This is a genomic window from Ruegeria sp. CDSC045 (assembly GCF_059610725.1).
In genome coordinates this window covers 555,825-575,026 of sequence record NZ_JBXWOE010000001.1, presented here as the reverse complement: position 1 = coordinate 575,026, position 19,202 = coordinate 555,825, and the positions used below count along the sequence as shown (strand labels likewise).

The following is a 19,202-nucleotide window of genomic DNA, read 5'->3' as shown; positions in this document are numbered from 1 at the left end:
ATACGACGCGCACCGCCGGGGGGCAAGCTTAGAAGGAGAGAGTGTGCAGGCGGTCAAACAATTCCGTAATTCCGTTGCGATCAAGATTGGCAAATGCGATGCGGACTTGTCGTTTCCCGGCCGGGTCGTGATCGGGCATGAACATCGTGCCTGGCAGCAACAGAATGCTGGCATCCGTGACCAGCCGACGGGCCAAATCATCCGAAGAGATGTCAAACGGGTGTTCGAAATAGGCAAAATAGGCGCCCAACCCAAGCAACCGCCATCCTTTACTGGTCAGTTTGGGAAGTTGTCTTGTAATGACAGCGCGACGGTCGAGGATTTCCCTTCGTTCATCGGCCAGCCATTGCGACAGGTTTTGCATCCCCCAAAGCGCACCAAACTGACCGATTTGGTTTGGACAGATCGCGACGGTATCCAGAAATTTCTCAATCTCAGACAGCAGCGACGGACTGGTCGCAACAGCACCTACTCGGTGACCAGTCAGACGGTAGGCCTTTGAAAACGAATATAGATGAATCAGAGTGTCATCCCAGCCCGGCTGAGCGAACAGATCGTGGGGCGGGCCGCTGCGGCTGTCGAAATCGCGGTAGGTCTCATCAACCAAAAGCTTAATTCCGGTTTCGCGCGACAGTTCGAAAAACGCGCGCAGCAGCTCAGCCGGGTATTCGACACCGCCGGGATTGTTCGGGGTGACCAGAGCAATGGCGCGGGTCTTATCCGTTATCAAATCCCGCGCCGCGTTCACCTCTGGCAACAGTCCATCATCAGTTCTCAGATCAATGGCGTTAACACCTGTCATATCCAGCCACATTTTATGGTTGAAATACCACGGCGTGGGCAGAATGACTTCATCCCCTTGGTCTGTGATGGAGGAAATCGCAGCGGCGAAGGCCTGATTGCAGCCAGAGGTAATGGCAACCTGTTCCTGTACGACAGGTGCGCCATAATGCTCCGAAATCTGGCTGGCAAGCTCAGACCTGAGGGCGCTGTTGCCCAGAACCGGGCCATAGAGATGAGCGGAATCCTCGGTCGACGCATAAGCCGCCATCGCCTGACGCATCTCAAGTGGAGGCGGATCGACGGGGGCCGCCTGACTTACATTTATCAAGGGCCGCTCTTCAGGGAAGGTCACGCCTTCGATCCACCGGCGCGCCTCCATGACTGGGGGCGGAAAGGTGGCGGCGGTGCGTGTCCGGGTCATCTCAGCGCCCCAGTCAGTTGCTGCGCTTGGGCCGGATCAATCCGTGCCCCGGTAGGGTTCGACATATTGCAAAGCCATATCCCACGGGAAGAAAATCCAGGTGTCCTGGCTGACTTCGGTGATGAAAGTGTCAACCATCGGGCGGCCTTTCGGCTTGGCATAAACCGTTGCGAAATGCGCCTTGGGATACATCGCCCGTACCAGTTCCAGAGTTTTGCCACTGTCGACCAGATCGTCGACGATCAGGATTCCAGTGCCGTCGCCCATAAGGTCAGCGTCGGGCGCTTTGAGCACTTCGGCTTCGCCTTGATCCTGATGATGGTAGGAGCGCACGCTGATCGTGTCGACTGTGCGAATGTCCAGCTCGCGGCTGACAATCATCGCCGGTGCCATGCCGCCACGGGTAATGGCAACGACGCCACGCCAGGCTCCATCATCCGGACCTTGCCCATCCAGCCGCCAAGCGAGCGCTCGGGAATCGCGGTGAATCTGATCCCAGCTGATGTGAAAGCCTTTTTCGTGGGGCAGGCGGTCCTTGGCACTCATGATTCAACCCTTCTCAACGTCTGGAGCATCAACGGCTTTCATACCGACGATGTGGTATCCCGAATCCACATGCAAGTTCTCACCAGTGACACCGCCGCTTAGATCGGAAAGCAGATAAAGCGCCGAGTTGCCAACATCGTCGATGGTCACATTGCGGCGCAGGGGTGAGTTATACTCGTTCCACTTCATGATATAGCGGAAGTCGCCGATACCGCTGGCGGCCAGCGTCTTGATCGGCCCGGCCGAGATTGCATTCACACGAATGCCGTCCTTGCCTAAATCCTCGGCCAGATATTTGACCGATGCTTCCAGCGCGGCTTTGGCAACGCCCATGACATTATAATGCGGCATCACCTGTTCGGCGCCGTAATAGGTCAGGGTGATGGCGCTACCGCCTTCGGTCATCATCTTTTCGACACGCTGCATCACGGCGGTAAAGGAATAAACCGACACGTCCATCGTGAGGTTGAAATTCGCCCGCGACGTATCAACGTAGCGCCCACGTAGCTCATTCTTGTCTGAAAAACCGATTGCGTGGACAACAAAGTCCAGCTTTCCCCATTTTTCGGACAGCGCATCGAACAATCCGTCGATCGAGGCTTCATCGCTGACATCGCAAGGCAGGACGATTTCACTGCCCAGCTGTGCCGCCAGAGGGTCAACGCGCTTTTTCAAGGCATCCCCTTGATATGAGAATGCTAACTCGGCCCCGGCCTCGGACAAGGCGCGGGCGATTCCCCATGCGATTGATTTGTCATTGGCCAGTCCCATGATGAGGCCGCGCTTTCCGGCCATCAACTGATTTGACATGTTCGGTTCTCCGCCTGTCTTCGCGTTATGTTGCGTTGGTTTATGCCATTGGCTGGTCTGCTTCAAGGCCGTGCACTCTTGCCCGTGGCGGGAACTCGCCCTAGGGTATCCCTCAATAGTTTCCAGGGGATGGAAATGAGCGAACGTGATGGCATCTTCGCAGGAACCGACCCATTTGCAATAGCAGGGCGGTGGCTGGGCGAAGCTGTGAAGAGTGAACCCAACGATCCTAACGCGATTGCACTGGCAACCGTGGGCGAAGATAGTATGCCCAATGTACGAATGGTGCTGTTGAAAGAGATCGAAGCCGACGCCTTCGTTTTCTACACAAATTACGAAAGTGCCAAGGCAGGCGAGTTGGACAATGCTGGCAAGGCGGCCTTCGTGATGCATTGGAAATCTTTGCGGCGTCAAATCCGCGTTCGTGGTACAATCACGCGCGAGGATGGACCAAAGGCTGATGAATATTATGCCTCTAGGTCACTGAAAAGTCGGCTTGGTGCATGGGCGTCTAAGCAATCTCAGCCGCTTAGCAGCCGTTCCGCGCTGATGGCGGATGTGGCGAAAGTGACCGCAAGGCTTGGCCCTAACCCTCCGCGCCCTAAATTTTGGGGTGGTTACCGGCTTGTGCCGACGGAAATCGAATTCTGGGCAGACGGCGCATTTCGTCTGCATGACAGGTTCAGGTGGTGCCGGGATGACGCTGCTTCCGAATGGCAGATTCAGAGGTTGAATCCATGACGTTCACGTGTCGCGAATTGCAATGCGCAGATAACAAAGGGATTTTTCACCTTGAATTTGCGCGTCAATCCCATACACATCGGACCCTTAATAAAGTGAAAAAAAACGCAGTGGGACCACAGTGCCAGAAGATCTGAACAACATGTACCGCGTCCGAGGACACGTTAAATGGTTCGACCCTGCCAAAGGATACGGCTTTGTCGTATCGGATGAAGGTGGGCCGGATATTCTGCTGCACGTAAACGTTTTGCGTAATTTCGGTCAAAGCTCGGTTGCAGACGGGGCGGGCATCGAAATTATGACGCATCGCACTGATCGCGGTGTGCAGGCTGTCGAAGTCATCAGCGTCGATCCGCCAGCGCGCGCCGATACGATGATGCTCGCGGATTTTGCTGAACTTGATCCAGTTGAGATTGCAGCGGCCCCTTTGGTGGCTGCGCGGGTTAAGTGGTTCGACAAGGGCAAAGGGTTTGGCTTCGCTAATGTATTCGGGCGTGGCGAGGATGTGTTCCTGCATATTGAGGTTCTACGCCGTTCGGGGCTTGCGGATCTGCAACCCGGTGAAGCATTGGCCATGCGGGTCATAGACGGACAGCGTGGTCGGATGGCGGCCCAGGTTATGGCCTGGGAAGCAGCTATGGATGACTGATCTGTCATGGCAGGGCTTTTCAAGGTTCTGACTGTTGTCCTGTTACTTTGGGCCGGTGGCGCAGACGCCGCCTGTCGTACAGATCGTGTTAGCCTGAAAAATGATAAGTCCCAAATCGGCTTTGATATTGAACTCGCCGTGTCGCCACAGGAGCGATCGCGCGGACTCATGTTTCGAGAATCGCTTCCGGTACGTTCAGGAATGCTGTTTGTATTCGACCCGCCGCAACCTGTTGCGTTCTGGATGAAGAACACGCTGATTCCTCTGGACCTGATCTTCATAGATAAGACGGGTATGGTAACGAAAGTTCATCACAACGCGATTCCCGGTGATTTGACCCCCATCGGAGGGGGCGATTCGGTATTCGCGGTGTTGGAAATCAACGCTGGTCTCGCAGATCGTTATCTGATCACGCCTGGAACACAGATCCAGCACAAAGTTTTTTCACATGGTCCGGCAATTTGGCCCTGTTAGGGCTTTTCAAATCAGAACGGCACGGTTAGGAAGGCGCACGGTTCGGGGCGTGGCGCAGTCTGGTAGCGCACCTGTTTTGGGTACAGGGGGTCGTAGGTTCGAATCCTGCCGCCCCGACCACTTCTTCAAAAATTAAAATGGCGACCCACCCATCGTTCGATAGATGGCGCTAAGGGTTTTATCCAATTCTTTGCTTTCTACAGGGACTTTTGCAGCAGGCCCTGTTTCGCGCGGCACATTAAAAAACAGATCCGCTTCAACCAGATAGCCACCTGTATTTTTTTCGGCGGTCAGCCGAGTCACACTTTTGGGTAGGTTCTGTGGATAGCCGTCATAGTTGAGAATCAGGTAGGCTGTGGTCTTCGGAGGCAGAAGTTCCTGACACTCGAACTGACGATTTCCGATTTTCCTAAATTCCTCACCCGGGCCGTTGCAAGATGTCTCGAACGTAGCAAACAACTTGTCGGGAAAGGCTGAGAACTGCGCGCTGCGCGATGTGGCGGGCGTTTCTTGTGGTGTGCAGGCCACGATCAGGGCAAACAGGGAAATTATTCGAAACGCGGTCATTGATCGGTCTGCCCTTTGTTGGATGTGCTTTTACGCGCACCTCTGAATAATGTCGAAATCGGCCGGATGCTGATTCTATTTCAGCTTAGACATCTTAAGGCTGGTTTATCAAATCGCGATAAGTAAGCCGGAAAGAACGGTTAATCGTATTGCGGACTTGGCTAGGTGATGGCGAACCATAGCGGATAACTCTGTGGAGGAATCGGAAACTGTCCTTCACCATTTTGTCTGTGCGGATCGGTCAACATAAAAGATTCCAAAAATGGCGGAAAAAGGCCGTTGACGATCTATGTGTGAATACGCCAGATTGTATAGGCCGAAAGTGCTGCCACTAAATCTGGTAGAAAATCCAGAACGTGGCACAGGGCGAGGGCTGGAGAGCACATCATACTTACGTGCGTCCGTCGGAACGGGGTCACGCTGCTTCGGGCAGCGGCCGGTTTCCTGCGCCCAAGATTTTCGGTTAGGGCAGATGGTCCGTTTATTGGGATCAAAAGCCAAGGGACAAGTTGATTGAATCTAGGGCGGCGGACATGAAGATTGACAGAAAATTTACCAAATCGGGACAGGATGCTTATGCAGAGCTTAAGTTCGCTTCTGCGACGTCAGAAATCCGAAACCCGGATGGGACCATCGTTTTCCGCCTGGACGATATCGAGGTTCCTACCAGCTGGAGCCAGGTCGCAAGCGACGTCATCGCGCAGAAGTATTTCCGCAAGGCAGGCGTTCCGACCAAGCTGAAGAAGGTCAAGGAAAAGGATGTCCCTGAATTCCTGTGGCGTTCTGTTCCGGCTGAGGACGCTGAATTTGGGGGCGAAATCTCGTCCAAGCAGGTGTTTGACCGTCTTGCCGGCGCCTGGGCCTATTGGGGCTGGAAAGGTGGCTATTTCTCGACCGAGGATGACGCGAGCGCCTATTTCGACGAGATGCGTTATATGCTGGCGACTCAGCGCGCTGCGCCGAACAGCCCGCAATGGTTCAATACCGGCCTTCACTGGGCTTACGGAATCGATGGCCCGGCACAGGGGCACCACTATGTCGATTATAAGACAGGCAAGCTGACCAAATCGAAATCCGCCTATGAGCATCCGCAGCCGCATGCGTGTTTCATCCAGTCCGTAGATGATGATCTGGTGAACGAGGGTGGCATTATGGACCTGTGGGTCCGCGAGGCGCGCCTGTTCAAATACGGAAGCGGAACCGGGACCAACTTTAGCCACCTGCGTGGCGAGGGCGAGGCACTGTCGGGTGGCGGTAAATCTTCGGGTTTGATGGGCTTTCTCAAGATCGGCGACCGCGCCGCTGGCGCGATTAAATCAGGCGGCACGACCCGTCGAGCAGCAAAGATGGTCATCGTCGATGCAGATCACCCAGACATCGAGAAATTCATCGAATGGAAGGTGATCGAAGAGCAGAAGGTGGCCTCGATCGTTGCCGGATCGAAGATGCACGAGAAGATGCTGAACGGCATTTTCGAGGCCATCCGCAGCTGGGACGGCGCGCAGGAAGACGCGTATGATCCCAAGACGAATGACAGCCTGAAAAAGGCGGTTCGCCAGGCGAAAAATGTTGCGATCCCCGAGACTTACATCAAACGCGTTCTGGATTACGCCAAGCAGGGTCACGATAGCATCGAATTCCCGACCTACGATACGGATTGGGATTCGGAAGCCTACAGCTCGGTTTCGGGCCAGAACTCGAACAACTCGATTCGCGTAACCAACGCCTTCCTGACCGCTGTCGAGAAGGACGCGGACTGGGAGCTGGTCAACCGCACAAACGGGAAAGTCGCCAAGACCGTCAAGGCGCGCGACCTGTGGGAAAAGGTTGGCCACGCGGCCTGGGCCTGCGCCGATCCCGGCATCCAGTTTCACGACACAGTCAACGAGTGGCATACATGCCCCAAAGATGGGGAGATTCGCGGATCGAACCCGTGTTCGGAATATATGTTCCTCGATGATACGGCCTGTAACCTTGCGTCGATGAACTTGCTGACTTTCCTCAAAGATGATGAGTTCCAGGCAGTGGACTATATGCATGCCTCGCGCTTGTGGACTCTAACGCTGGAGATCTCGGTGACCATGGCGCAGTTCCCGTCCAAGGAAATCGCGCAGCTGTCCTATGACTTCCGCACTTTGGGTTTGGGCTATGCCAATATCGGCGGTCTGCTGATGAACATGGGCTATAGCTATGACTCGGATGAAGGCCGCGCGATCTGTGGCGCGCTGACCGCGATCATGACCGGTGTTGCCTATGCAACCTCGGCCGAGATCGCCGGCGAACTGGGGCCGTTCAATGGCTATGAGCGCAACGCCGATAACATGCTTCGGGTCATCCGCAACCACCGACGCGCATCTCAGGGTGTGACTGAAGGGTATGAGAAATTGGCAGTGAAGCCTGTACCTCTGGACCATGGCAACTGCCCGGATAAACGTTTGGTTGATCTGGCGATGTCAGCTTGGGACGAAGCGCTGAGCCTGGGTGAACAGAACGGTTATCGCAATGCGCAGGCCACTGTGATTGCGCCAACCGGAACCATCGGTCTGGTAATGGATTGCGACACCACTGGGATCGAGCCGGATTTTGCTTTGGTGAAGTTCAAGAAACTGGCCGGTGGCGGGTATTTCAAAATCATCAACCGCTCGGTGCCTGCAGCGCTGGAAAAGCAGGGGTATTCCTCGGCTCAGATTGAAGAGATCGTCAGCTACGCGGTTGGTCATGGCACCATCGGCAACGCTCCGGGGATCAACCACACCTCGCTGTCGGGTCACGGCTTTGGCCCCAATGAACTGGCCAAAGTGGATGCCGCGCTGGAAAGCGCCTTCGACATCCGGTTCGTGTTCAACCAGTGGACTCTGGGCGAGGATTTCTGCACCGGCGTTCTCGGCATTCCTGCGACCAAGCTGAATGACCCGACCTTCGATCTGCTGCGCCATCTGGGCTTTACCAAAGCGGATATCGACGCGGCCAACGACCACGTTTGCGGAACCATGACGCTGGAAGGTGCACCGCATCTGAAGGAAGAGCATTATTCGATCTTCGACTGTGCCAACCCGTGCGGCAAGAAAGGCAAGCGTTTCCTGGGTGTTGACAGCCACATCACCATGATGGCTGCAGCGCAGAGCTTCATTTCGGGTGCGATCAGCAAGACGATCAACATGCCGAATGACGCCACCATCGAGGATTGCCAGAAAGCTTATGAGCTGTCCTGGTCGCTGGGTGTGAAGGCCAACGCGCTGTATCGCGACGGCTCTAAACTGTCGCAGCCATTGGCAGCCGCGCTGGTCGAGGATGACGAAGAGGCAGCAGAAGTTCTGGAAACCGGGACGCCGCAGGAAAAAGCCGTCGTTCTGGCCGAGAAGGTGATCGAGAAGGTTGTGGTCAAGGAAATGATCCGCAGCCATCGCGAAAAACTGCCCCATCGCCGCAAGGGCTATACGCAAAAGGCGATTGTCGGCGGCCACAAGGTCTATCTGCGCACTGGTGAGTTCGAAGACGGACAGTTGGGCGAGATCTTCATCGACATGCACAAGGAAGGCGCGGGCTTCCGGGCGATGATGAACAACTTTGCCATCGCCGTGTCGGTTGGCCTGCAATATGGCGTGCCGCTGGAAGAGTTTGTGGATGCCTTTACCTTTACCAAGTTCGAACCCGCTGGGATGGTGCAGGGCAACGACTCGATCAAGAACGCGACGTCGATCCTGGACTACATCTTCCGTGAACTGGCCGTGTCCTATCTGGATCGTACTGATCTGGCCCATGTGAAACCAGAAGGCGCAAGCTTTGATGATCTGGGCCGGGGCGAGGAAGAAGGTGTCTCGAACGTGTCCGAGATCAGCGAAAGCGCGGCGTCCAAGTCATTGGAAGTGCTGAAACAAATCAGTTCGACTGGGTATCTGCGCAAGCGGATGCCGCAGGAGCTGATGGTTCTGAACGGCGGACAGAACGTGGTGAACGGCATGGCCGAAACCGCAGCCACATTCGAAGCGCCGGTGGCCGAAACCGCCGTAGCAACCGGGATGGACGCCCGCACCAAAGCCAAGATGCAAGGCTATGAGGGCGATCCCTGCGGTGAATGCGGAAACTACACGCTGGTGCGCAACGGCACCTGCATGAAATGCAACACCTGCGGCTCAACAAGCGGGTGTAGCTGAGTTAAGCGCCCCGGCAACCCGGGGCGTAGGGGTCGGAAGCTGCCACAGTTGCCGGCCCCGACGAATACGGATCAAGGCGCAGAGACTTACCTTCGATGCCTTGGTCCACTCGGCCGACATGCCCGTGTTGGCCGGGAACAGGGTGGGGCGGAATATTTGCTCTTTCCCACTCTTTCACGGAACGGGTGCGCTCGTTCCATGCGACGTCCAGGCCGCAGGCAAACAAAACACCGGGCGGTCAACGAATGGAGCCTGGATGGCGAAACTGACAGGGGGCTTCGGCCCCCTTTCTTTTTGTCCTAAAGCCGTTAACTCGGCAGAGCCTCGCCATATTGCCTGTTTCCCATCGGGCAAGAACCGCCGACCGTGTTTGGGGGAGTTTTACCCAGCGACAGATCGCGGATGCGACTCTGGCAAACGCGCGGAGTTTGGCGCGAAATCAAAACGATGGCACTCAGTGGCTGACAACTGGTGGTGATTGCGTGTTCTTGATGCTTGTCCGGACACAAAACACACAAACTCTATCAGGAGGCATCACAATGAAACTGAATACTCTGGTCACATTTTCTGCACTTGCTTTTGCTCTGCCGACTTTGGCTGTCGCGCAGTCTGCGGCGGATACCAATGGGGACGGCGTTCTGACAATCGAAGAAGTTCAGGCCGTCGTGCCGGACGTTGACGCAAACGGATTTGCAGCAATGGATGCAAATGGCGACGGCGCGCTGGATCAGGATGAAATTGCAATCGCGCAGGAAGCCGGGTTGCTGCCATCTACAAACGGCTGATTAACAAATTTTCAAGGCGGCCAGACGAAAATTCTGGCCGCCTTTCTAAGTGTTTATCGGGGTAGGTGAATGTTGAATTTATTGCGAATCTGTGCATCCAATGCCGGATCGAACTGTGCTGGCGAAGAGGTCGACAGGATTTCCAGCTTTCGCGCGGTCGCTTTTTCGATCAAGTCAGGTTTGCCAAGCTCGACCCATTCTTTCGGAGACGTTCGATCTCCATGTGCGGGATACACATAATCGGCCTGCATGCGCCCAAGTGTGGCATCGGTTCCCAAATAGTGACCGGGTCCACCAAGGCAAACCTCGGCCATCTGATCCAATGCCAGTGTTTCGTCAGATACTTCGATCCCGCGAACGCAGCGCATCGCCTGTCCGATAAGATCATCCCCTAAGATCAAGCTTTCAAAGCAAAAACCCAACAGAGACGAGTGCATTCCAGCGGATTCATAAACCATGTTCAGGCCCGACAGGCCGGCCATGACGTTCGAGCACATCTGCTCCCATCCCGCTTGCATATCAGGCAATTTGGAATCCGATGCGCCTGCGGCGGCTCCGCCTGGCAGATCATAAAACTTGTGCATTTGGGCACAGCCTGCGCTAAGCAGAGCCTGTTCACCTGATCCTACGGACATGGCGCCTGTCCGAAGGTCCAACCCAAAGGGCCAGGTTCCAAAAATCGCCGGGGCACCTGGCTTTACGGCATTTACATAAACCAAACCGGCAAGACATTCTGCAGTTGCCTGGGCAATGGCGCCTGCGATTGTGGACGGAGCAGTTGCACCTGCCATTCCGGCCGAAAGAAGAAGAACAGGCATTCCTGCCTTGATGCATTCCTCCATCACCTGACAGCTTTCAGTGGCAAACTTCATGGGCGGTACGACAAAGCAGTTCGAGTTCGAGATGAATGGCCGCTCGCGCCACTTGTCTTCACCGCCTGCGATCATGTGGATTAACTCCATCGCTGGCGCGACATAACTAGGATCGGTGAATGATGTGCCGATATGCTTGTAAGTACCAGAACTACAAGCGTAAATTGTGTTCAGGTCCATCTCGAGATTGTCGGAAATATCGCGACAAACCATCGGGCGTTGGACAAAATGGATGTTGTCCAGCTGTTGGCAAATCCGCGCGGCATCGTGCAGATCCTGCACAGTCGAATCGCGGTATTCGCGGCCGTTGACTTCAACCATACTGACAGCGGCACCGGCGGTCCCATAGTGAACCTTTGCCCCCGACAATTCCAGGTCAGTTTGACCATCCCGGCTGAACAATGTGACCGAGCGGTTGGCTTTGGCAATGGTGTCTTCAACCAGCGCGCGCGGAAACCGGATGCGTCCGTCGTCGCCAAGTGTGCAGCCCGCGCCAACCAGATAGTCGATCCCGCTTTGCGGAGCATCCGCCAGACCTATGGTTTCAAGCGCCTGCAGCGCGGCCTCGTGAATGCGTTCGACTTGTGGCTGAGTCAGTGGCTTGTAGCGTCCGCCCTCCATTCCCGGGCGGATAGGGCGCAGATGATCAGGCAGAGCAGATGCGCGGGCAGCACGACGCGCAGCACGTCCGCCACTGCGGGAAGAGTTACGGGGTTGGTCGTTCATGTTTAGGATCCAATAGTGAGAAACGTATTTTGAGAGGCCTTACAAAAAGCCTGACGGCCGCCCCCTGGCAGCACGTCCCCGATCCGCGCCGATTGTGCGGCTGATCAGGTGGATTTTCCAAAATTCGTTCTGCATTTGGTTCCTCATCCAGTGGCCGCAGTGTTCCAATTCAGAACGGCATTATCTGTTCTATTTGCGACCTTGATGCCGAAAAGCGAAGCAAATTCTCAAGTGATTGTTGCCTAAAGATATTTTTCCCCGAGGCGGTCGAAATCTGCTATAATTCCTGTGCTTACTTGAATTGGGCCTCTAGGCTAAACACTTTTTTAACGAATGCGGCCCAGTTTGTAGCAAATTGATCTGAATACTCGAAAGCATTGCTGAAAGGTTTTTGGTGAATCGTAGGAAGGTGCATATCGCATTAATTGTTGCTCTGGCGACATCCGGCTTCTCACCGGCTTTGGCCGAGGATTGGAGCGGTGCCTATGCGGGATTCAGCTTTGGCTATGCTGATGCAGACGGGCCGAATGGTTCAAGCGGTAGCGACACCAGCTTTGGTCCTCATCTCGGGTATGACTTTGATTTCGGCAAGTTCGTGTTGGGTGGTGAGCTTGAGTATAACCGGCTGTCGCTGAATCTTGGTCAGGGCGAAGGCAGTCTGGATAGCATGACCCGGCTGAAACTGCGCGGCGGATACGATTTCGGTAATGCGTTGGGATATGTAGTTATCGGTGCGGCGCGCGTGGATTCCACGGTCGAAAACGATACCGCAGCGGTTTATGGCATTGGTGTCGCTTATCCGATTGGCAATAATTTCGTCATCAGCGGTGAGGCGCTGCGCCAGAATTTCAATGACGTTACCCGATCGAATGGGGGGCTGGATTCGAATGTGTTCAACCTGCGTACGACATTCCGGTTTTAGCAAGATTTCCAGATTGAATATGATCTGAGCTGCCGAATTCACGACCAAGAAGGTCAGGTGTTTGCGGAACATGGCGTCAATTTCCTATTCCAATTCAAGGCGTTCGCCAATCACTCCCTGGTCATGATAGAACGTAAGGCTTGGCGCGGCGGGATAGCCGTGCTAGAGGATGATCCATGAACCGGATGACCTGCATCATTATCTGCTGCATTACCTGCTGATTTATCAAGCGGGCCGGTTTCTTTCGTTTTCTTCCCTGAGACAAGTTGCTAAGCCCGCGCCAACGCGAGACGCTATGCCGTTCTTAGGAGCCGACAGATGAAGACGATCAAACTGCACAACACACGGACACGGACAAAAGAGGATTTCGTTCCGATCAGCGCCGACAATGTGCGGATGTATGTCTGTGGACCTACCGTCTATGACCGTGCCCATCTGGGTAACGCGCGGCCCGTGGTCGTGTTTGATGTGCTCTATCGTTTGCTGCGGTATGTTTATGGCGCAGATCATGTGACCTATGTGCGCAATTTCACCGATGTGGATGACAAGATCAACGCGACCGCCCTGGAACGCCAAAAGGCGGGGGCCGCGGGGACGTTGGAAGAGTTGGTGAAAGAACGGTCGGACGAGACCATCGGCTGGTATCTGCGCGACATGGGTGAGCTTGGCGCGCTAAAGCCCGATCATATGCCGCGCGCCACTGAATTCATCGCGCAGATGGTCGCGATGATCGAGGATCTGATTGCCAAGGGTCACGCCTATGCGGCCGAAGGGCATGTTCTGTTCGCGGTGGACAGTTGGAAAGAGAAATACGGTGCCCTGTCGGGCCGGTCCGTCGACGACATGATCGCCGGAGCGCGGGTCGAGGTTGCGCCGTATAAGAAGAACCCGATGGATTTTGTGTTGTGGAAGCCTTCGACCGATGAGCTGCCAGGTTGGGACAGCCCATGGGGCCGGGGGCGTCCGGGCTGGCACATCGAATGCTCGGCCATGAGCTATGAGCTGTTGGGTGAGAGCTTTGACATCCACGGCGGCGGCAACGACCTGATGTTCCCGCATCATGAGAATGAGATCGCCCAGAGCAAATGCGCGCACCCGCATGGCGAGTTCGCACGCGTTTGGCTGCACAATGAGATGCTGCAGGTCGAGGGCAAGAAGATGTCCAAATCGCTGGGCAATTTCTTCACCGTGCGTGATCTGTTGGAACAGGGCGTGCCGGGTGAGGTGATCCGCTTTGTGTTCTTGCAGACCCATTATCGCAAGCCGATGGACTGGACTGAGAAAAAGGCACGCGAAGCCGAAGCAACGCTGCGCAAGTGGCGGGCGCTGACAGCGGGCATCGAGCCCGCCGCCAGCGCGGCACCCGCAGTCATCGCTGCGCTCAGTGATGACCTGAACACGGCGGGTGCCCTCGCTGAACTCCACCGTCTTGCGGCGGATGGGGACGTTGCCGGTTTGTTGGCTAGCGGGCGGTTGCTGGGTCTGTTGACCCCTGAGATGGGGGCGTGGGCAGACACGGCATCGGTGGACCTGTCCGCACATGCGGATCGGTTGGCGGACGCACGGGCAGGGGCGATGCAGAGCAAGGACTTCTCGGAAGTGGATCGCTTGAAGGCCGCATATGTGGCCGCTGGTTTGGAAGTGCGGATGAGCAAAGATGGCGTTGAACTGGTGCCCGGCGCTGGTTTCGATGCTGCGAAGCTGGAGGAGGTGTGATGCCCAAGGAACGCCTTTACCTCTACGACACCACGCTGCGCGATGGGCAGCAGACGCAGGGCGTGCAGTTCTCGACCGCTGAGAAGGTGCAGATCGCGCAGGCTCTGGACGAGTTGGGTGTGGATTACATCGAAGGCGGTTGGCCTGGGGCGAACCCGACTGACAGTGCATTTTTTAATGCTGCGCCGAAAACTGCGGCGCGGTTGACTGCTTTTGGGATGACCAAACGCGCGGGCCGGTCGGCTGAGAATGACGATGTTCTAGCGGCGGTGATGAACGCAGGCACGAAGGCAGTGTGTCTTGTGGGCAAGTCGCATGATTACCACGTGACCCAGGCGCTGGGGATCACTCTGGAGGAGAATGTCGAGAACGTGCGCGCCTCGGTTGCGCATATCGTGGCGCAGGGGCGTGAGGCGTTGTTTGACGCCGAGCATTTCTTTGATGGCTACAGGGACAATCCCGGATATGCGGTCCAGGTTTGCAAGGCCGCTTTAGAGGCCGGAGCTCGCTGGGTTGTTCTGTGTGACACCAATGGGGGCGCATTGCCCGGTGAAGTGTCGCGGGTTGTATCCGAGGTGATTGCCGCAGGCTTGCCAGGTGATCGTTTGGGCATTCATACCCATAATGACACGGAAAACGCGGTTGCGTGCTCGCTCGCTGCTGTGGATGCGGGCGTGCGTCAGGTTCAGGGAACCCTGAACGGGTTGGGCGAACGCTGCGGGAATGCAAATCTGACGGCTTTGATCCCCACTTTGCTGCTGAAAGAACCTTATGTGTCGCAGTTTGATATTGGGGTCAGCGTCGAGGCCTTGGCGGGTCTGACACGGGTCAGCCGTATGTTGGACGAAATCCTGAACCGGGTTCCCAGCAAGCAGGCGGCCTATGTGGGGGCGTCTGCTTTTGCGCATAAGGCAGGGCTGCATGCCAGCGCGATCCTGAAGGATCCGTCGACGTACGAACATGTCGATCCGGCGACTGTCGGCAATGCACGGATCATCCCGATGTCGAACCAGGCGGGGCAGTCGAATCTGCGTAAACGCCTGACTGAGGCCGGCCTGAGCGTGGAAAGTGGTGATCCGGCGCTGGGGCGCATTCTTGACCGGATCAAGCAGCGCGAGGCCGAAGGCTATTCTTATGACACCGCCCAGGCCAGTTTTGAGCTGTTGGCGCGCGATGAGCTGGGTCAGTTGCCCGCCTTTTTCGAGGTCAAACGCTATAAGGTCACGGTTGAGCGGCGGAAGAACAAGTATGACAAGATGGTCAGCCTGTCCGAGGCGGTTGTCGTGGTGAAGGTCGACGGGGAAAAGAAGCTGTCGGTCAGTGAATCTCTGGACGAAGATGGCAGCGACCGAGGACCAGTGAACGCTTTGGCCAAGGCTCTGGCCAAGGATCTGGGGCAATATTCGCGGATATTGGACGACATGCGTCTGGTCGATTTCAAGGTGCGGATCACCCAAGGTGGAACCGAGGCCGTGACGCGGGTCATCATCGACAGCGAAGACGGGCAGGGGCGGCGCTGGTCAACTGTCGGGGTCAGCGCGAACATAGTGGATGCGTCGTTTGAGGCCCTATTGGATGCGATCCAGTGGAAGCTTGTACGGGATTGCCGTCCTCGGGCGGTGGTGGCCGAGTGACGGTGCAGTTCAATGACGATCTGAAGGCTTGTGCTGCATTGGTGCATCGCGCCGATCCGGACCGGTTCATGGCGGCGATGGCCGCGCCGGTTTCCGCACGTTCGGTTCTGTTTCCGATCTATGCCATGAATGTCGAGGTCGCCCGAGCGCCCTGGGTCACGCAAGAGGCGATGATTGCCGAGATGCGCCTGCAATGGTGGCGCGATGCATTGCAGGAAATTGCTGAAGGTCCGACTGTGCGTCGACATGAGGTCGTGACGCCGTTATCGCAGGTTCTTTCTCCACATCTGGCGGTGATGCTGGATGAATACGTGGCCGTAAGGCGCTGGGATATTTATCGCGATCCTTTTGAGGACGAGGCCCATTTCGAGGCCTACCTAAATCACAGCTCGGCCAGTTTGATGGTGGCGTCGGCGCAATCTTTGGGTGAGGCCGACGAGCCTGTGTTACGAGATTTCGGCTATGCCGTTGGCGTGGCGAACTGGTTGCGCGCAATCCCGGATCTTGAGGCGCGCGGGTGTATTCCTTTGTTGGATGGAACACCCGATGCAGTGCGCGATCTGGCGCAAAAGGCTCTGAACCGGTTACGGCGCGCACAGGGACAGCGTCTGGCGATTTCACCAGAGGCGCGCCCGGCGCTTTTGGCGGGTTGGCAATCTGACTGGGTGTTGCGCAAGGCGATTGCTCAGCCAGATCGCGTGGCCGCAGGGAATTTGATGCAGGGTGAGGTTCGGCGCCGGGTTTCCCTGATGTGGAAGGTGGTCCGGGGTCGCTGGTAGACCTCAGACCGTTTCGGGATCGGACGGGCGCAGAACCAACCAAAGCAATGCGCCCCCGGCCAGAGTCAACAAAGGAACCATGGCAAGGTTTACCGCGGTCCAGCCTTCAACCGGTGAGCCGCCAGAGCAGTTCATCAATCCACCCGAAGCAAGCGAAGCCAGTGTTACACCACCGAATACCAGCAGGTCGTTCAGACCCTGCATACGGCCACGCTCGTTGATGTCATGCGATGCCGCCAACATGGTGGTCGCGCCAATAAAGCCAAAATTCCAACCGACGCCCAGCAAGATCAGAGCGATGAAGAAGTTCTCAAGCTCAACCCCTTGCAAGGCGACAACGCCAGCACCGGCAAGGATTGCGAGACCAAGAGCTACGATCTTTTCGACGCCGAAACGGGCAATCAACTGGCCGGTGAAGAAACTGGGGATGTACATGGCGAGAACGTGAAAAGAGACCACATCTGCCGCGTCATTGGCTGTATAGCCACAACCAACCACTGCCAGCGGAGTGGATGTCATGACCAGATTCATCAACGCATAAGAAACCATTGCGCAGATGATGGCCACGGCGATGCGCGGCGTCTTTAGCATCTCAAGCCGGGTGCGTCCGGTCGGGGCCCCCTCAGCGGCTTTTGCAGGCGTGGGGATGTCCAGAAAGAAAAACAAGACCGAGCCCAGAATGTTGAGCACAATCACCGCCAGATAGGTGCCTAGGAATGGAATCACATAGGCGGTTGAGGTCAGCTTAACGATTTGGGGGCCAATGAGCGCGGCGGCCAGACCGCCGGCCATGACGTATGAGATTGCCTTAGGGCGAAAGGCGTCCGAGGCTGTGTCCGCGGCGGCAAAGCGATAGAATCCGTGCGCGCTCATATAGATGCCGGTCAGCAGACTGCCCGCCAGGAAGACCGGGAACGAGGCCAGATACAAACCGTAGGCCCCAACCAGCCCCCCGCAGGCACCTGCCGTTGCCCCAACCAGAAACCCTGCGCGCCGTCCCCAGCGTTGCATTATGGCCGAAATCGGTGTTGCCGCCAGCATTGACCCCAGCACGATCAACGAGATGGGCAGGGTTGCTAGACAGGCATTGGTGGCCAGCGACTGCCCGGCCAGACCGCCAACAATAAAGATCATCGGCATCTGCGATCCCAGAATGGCCTGAGCTGCGACCAGAACAGCGACATTACGCTTGGCCTGACTGTTATCCGGGATCGTGGGTGTCATCGTCATGCGCCAATGCGTAGCGATGAAAGCAGGGTCATACAAGACGGTTGCATCTGCGACAAAGCACCCTAACGTGCTGCTGACCAATTTGCCGGAGCGCGCATGTCCGTCGGACGTATCATTGAAACCCCCGATTGCGTGGCCGAGGGGGCCAAGTGGCTGGCCGAGACCTGTCCGCGCATGGCCTATGCGATGGACCAGACAGGGCCTTTGCCGCTGCGCCGTAAGCCTGACGGGTTTGCCCAGCTGCTAAGTGCGATTGTCAGCCAACAGGTCAGCGTGGCCTCGGCGAACGCCATCTGGAAACGACTGCAAGATGCAAAACTGACGGACCCACGCAAAATCATGTGGGCCACCGATGAGGATTTGCGTGCGGTGGGCCTGAGCCGCCAAAAGATCAGATATGCCCGAGCGCTTGCGGAGGCTCGTATTGATTACAAGGCGTTACGCGACGCACCTGATGAGGATGTTGTGGCGATCCTGACCGAAGTTTCAGGCATAGGCGTCTGGACTGCCGAGATTTACGCGATGTTTTCTCTGGGCCGTGCCGATGTGATTGCGCCGGGCGACCTTGCGCTGCAAGAGGCCGCGCGCATCCTCTATGATTTACCCAAGCGACCTACGGATAAAGAACTGCGCCAGATGGCCGAAGCGTGGTCACCCTGGCGGTCGGTTGCAGCGCGGGTGTTGTGGGCCTATTACCGGGTCGCAAAAGAACGAGAAGGGATCAGATGACACGGGTTTTGAATGCGCTCCGAAAAGAGCCGGTTTCGGGCGATACGCGCTCGGTCGTGGTGTTCGTGCATGGCTATGGCGCCAACGGGGCCGACTTGCTGGGGCTGGCCGATGTGTTAGGTGAGCATCTACCGGACACTCTGTTCGTTGCCCCTGACGCGCCCGAGCAGATCCCGGGTATGCCCAATGGCTTTCAGTGGTTCCCGATCCCTTGGATTGATGGCTCTTCCGAAGAAGAATCGCGCCGCGGGATGGAAATGGCGGCGGATGACTTCGACGCTTTCCTCGATGCGTTGATGGTGGACGAAGATGTTCTGCCCGAGCAGGTGGTTCTGTTCGGTTTCTCGCAGGGCACGATGATGAGCCTGCATGTCGCCCCGCGCCGCGAGGACCCAGTGGCCGGGATAGTAGCCTTTTCAGGACGCCTTCTGGAACCCGATCTGCTGCCGGATGAAACAGTCAGCCGCATGCCGGTCCTACTGGTACATGGCGACGCCGATGACGTCGTGCCGCCACAATCCTTGCCCGAAGCCGCCGAGGCCCTGCAAGCGGCTGAGTTCAAAGAGGTCTATGCCCATGTCATGAAGGGCACCGGCCACGGTATTGCCCCGGATGGTCTTAGCGTCGCACTGGCTTTCATGCGTGACAAGCTGAGCCTTTAAGC

Annotated in this window: 17 protein-coding genes and 1 tRNA gene; 12 read left to right on the top strand and 6 right to left on the bottom strand. The window is 56.6% G+C overall.

What is annotated here, in order from left to right; translation table 11 throughout:
• Positions 1 to 28 precede the first annotated feature (28 nt).
• Genes AC2FH6_RS02885 through fabI form a run of 3 tightly spaced genes read right to left on the bottom strand, consistent with a single transcriptional unit; the run spans position 29 to position 2,560 of the window.
• Complete coding sequence (locus AC2FH6_RS02885) at positions 29 to 1,204, bottom strand: aminotransferase (protein ID WP_496701102.1); 1,176 nt, start codon at positions 1,202 to 1,204, stop codon at positions 29 to 31.
• Positions 1,205 to 1,240: 36 nt separating this feature from the next.
• Positions 1,241 to 1,750 (bottom strand): xanthine phosphoribosyltransferase, encoded by a 510-nt coding sequence (gene gpt, locus AC2FH6_RS02880; protein ID WP_496688181.1) that lies wholly within the window; start codon positions 1,748 to 1,750, stop codon positions 1,241 to 1,243.
• Between the two features lie 3 nt (positions 1,751 to 1,753).
• Entirely contained in the window at positions 1,754 to 2,560 is an 807-nt protein-coding gene (gene fabI / locus AC2FH6_RS02875; protein WP_496701100.1) for an enoyl-ACP reductase FabI, read from the bottom strand.
• Positions 2,561 to 2,695: 135 nt separating this feature from the next.
• On the opposite strand from fabI, the gene pdxH reads away from it, so the two are divergent.
• The 4 genes from pdxH (at position 2,696) to AC2FH6_RS02855 (ending at position 4,544) form a co-directional block, all read left to right on the top strand.
• Entirely contained in the window at positions 2,696 to 3,301 is a 606-nt protein-coding gene (gene pdxH / locus AC2FH6_RS02870; RefSeq protein WP_496700415.1) for a pyridoxamine 5'-phosphate oxidase, read from the top strand.
• A gap of 142 nt (positions 3,302 to 3,443) precedes the next feature.
• Positions 3,444 to 3,950 (top strand): cold-shock protein, encoded by a 507-nt coding sequence (locus tag AC2FH6_RS02865; protein ID WP_282021219.1) that lies wholly within the window; start codon positions 3,444 to 3,446, stop codon positions 3,948 to 3,950.
• A 6-nt stretch (positions 3,951 to 3,956) separates the two neighbouring features.
• Complete coding sequence (locus AC2FH6_RS02860) at positions 3,957 to 4,424, top strand: DUF192 domain-containing protein (protein ID WP_281972048.1); 468 nt, start codon at positions 3,957 to 3,959, stop codon at positions 4,422 to 4,424.
• Between the two features lie 43 nt (positions 4,425 to 4,467).
• Positions 4,468 to 4,544 (top strand) — tRNA-Pro (locus AC2FH6_RS02855).
• Between the two features lie 12 nt (positions 4,545 to 4,556).
• On the opposite strand, the gene AC2FH6_RS02850 is transcribed toward AC2FH6_RS02855, so the two are convergent.
• Positions 4,557 to 4,991: a hypothetical protein gene (locus AC2FH6_RS02850; protein ID WP_281972049.1), complete on the bottom strand. Its 435-nt coding sequence runs from the start codon at positions 4,989 to 4,991 to the stop codon at positions 4,557 to 4,559.
• A gap of 533 nt (positions 4,992 to 5,524) precedes the next feature.
• Here AC2FH6_RS02850 and AC2FH6_RS02845 point away from each other — a divergent pair.
• Together AC2FH6_RS02845 and AC2FH6_RS02840 are read left to right on the top strand one after the other, a co-directional pair.
• Positions 5,525 to 9,145, top strand: coding sequence for a vitamin B12-dependent ribonucleotide reductase (locus AC2FH6_RS02845; protein ID WP_496701097.1), 3,621 nt, complete (start codon positions 5,525 to 5,527; stop codon positions 9,143 to 9,145).
• Between the two features lie 539 nt (positions 9,146 to 9,684).
• A complete protein-coding gene (locus AC2FH6_RS02840) occupies positions 9,685 to 9,930 on the top strand; it encodes an EF-hand domain-containing protein (RefSeq protein WP_271947247.1) in 246 nt (81 codons plus the stop codon).
• Between the two features lie 53 nt (positions 9,931 to 9,983).
• Here the strand turns inward: AC2FH6_RS02840 and AC2FH6_RS02835 are convergent, their stop codons facing one another.
• Complete coding sequence (locus AC2FH6_RS02835) at positions 9,984 to 11,528, bottom strand: trimethylamine methyltransferase family protein (protein WP_271947245.1); 1,545 nt, start codon at positions 11,526 to 11,528, stop codon at positions 9,984 to 9,986.
• A gap of 394 nt (positions 11,529 to 11,922) precedes the next feature.
• On the opposite strand from AC2FH6_RS02835, the gene AC2FH6_RS02830 reads away from it, so the two are divergent.
• The 4 genes from AC2FH6_RS02830 to AC2FH6_RS02815 all read left to right on the top strand — a co-directional run bounded on the left by AC2FH6_RS02830 (position 11,923) and on the right by AC2FH6_RS02815 (position 16,579).
• Positions 11,923 to 12,450, top strand: coding sequence for an outer membrane protein (locus AC2FH6_RS02830; RefSeq protein ID WP_496688174.1), 528 nt, complete (start codon positions 11,923 to 11,925; stop codon positions 12,448 to 12,450).
• Between the two features lie 318 nt (positions 12,451 to 12,768).
• A complete protein-coding gene (cysS, locus tag AC2FH6_RS02825; protein ID WP_496701095.1) occupies positions 12,769 to 14,166 on the top strand; it encodes a cysteine--tRNA ligase in 1,398 nt (465 codons plus the stop codon).
• The gene (gene cimA / locus AC2FH6_RS02820) at positions 14,166 to 15,800 is read left to right on the top strand and encodes a citramalate synthase (protein WP_496701093.1); all 1,635 of its coding nucleotides are present in this window, start codon (positions 14,166 to 14,168) and stop codon (positions 15,798 to 15,800) included. Before cysS ends, cimA begins: the two co-directional genes overlap by 1 nt.
• 2 nt (positions 15,801 to 15,802) lie before the next feature.
• A complete protein-coding gene (locus tag AC2FH6_RS02815; RefSeq protein WP_496701508.1) occupies positions 15,803 to 16,579 on the top strand; it encodes a squalene/phytoene synthase family protein in 777 nt (258 codons plus the stop codon).
• Between the two features lie 3 nt (positions 16,580 to 16,582).
• Here AC2FH6_RS02815 and AC2FH6_RS02810 read toward each other — a convergent pair whose 3' ends face one another.
• The gene (locus AC2FH6_RS02810) at positions 16,583 to 17,809 is read right to left on the bottom strand and encodes an MFS transporter (protein WP_142633649.1); all 1,227 of its coding nucleotides are present in this window, start codon (positions 17,807 to 17,809) and stop codon (positions 16,583 to 16,585) included.
• 96 nt (positions 17,810 to 17,905) lie between these two features.
• Between AC2FH6_RS02810 and AC2FH6_RS02805 the strand changes: the two genes are divergently transcribed.
• Together AC2FH6_RS02805 and AC2FH6_RS02800 are read left to right on the top strand one after the other, a co-directional pair.
• Positions 17,906 to 18,538, top strand: coding sequence for a DNA-3-methyladenine glycosylase family protein (locus AC2FH6_RS02805; protein ID WP_496701091.1), 633 nt, complete (start codon positions 17,906 to 17,908; stop codon positions 18,536 to 18,538).
• Positions 18,535 to 19,200 (top strand): alpha/beta hydrolase, encoded by a 666-nt coding sequence (locus AC2FH6_RS02800; RefSeq protein WP_496700409.1) that lies wholly within the window; start codon positions 18,535 to 18,537, stop codon positions 19,198 to 19,200. Before AC2FH6_RS02805 ends, AC2FH6_RS02800 begins: the two co-directional genes overlap by 4 nt.
• The last annotated feature ends 2 nt before the right edge of the window (positions 19,201 to 19,202 follow it).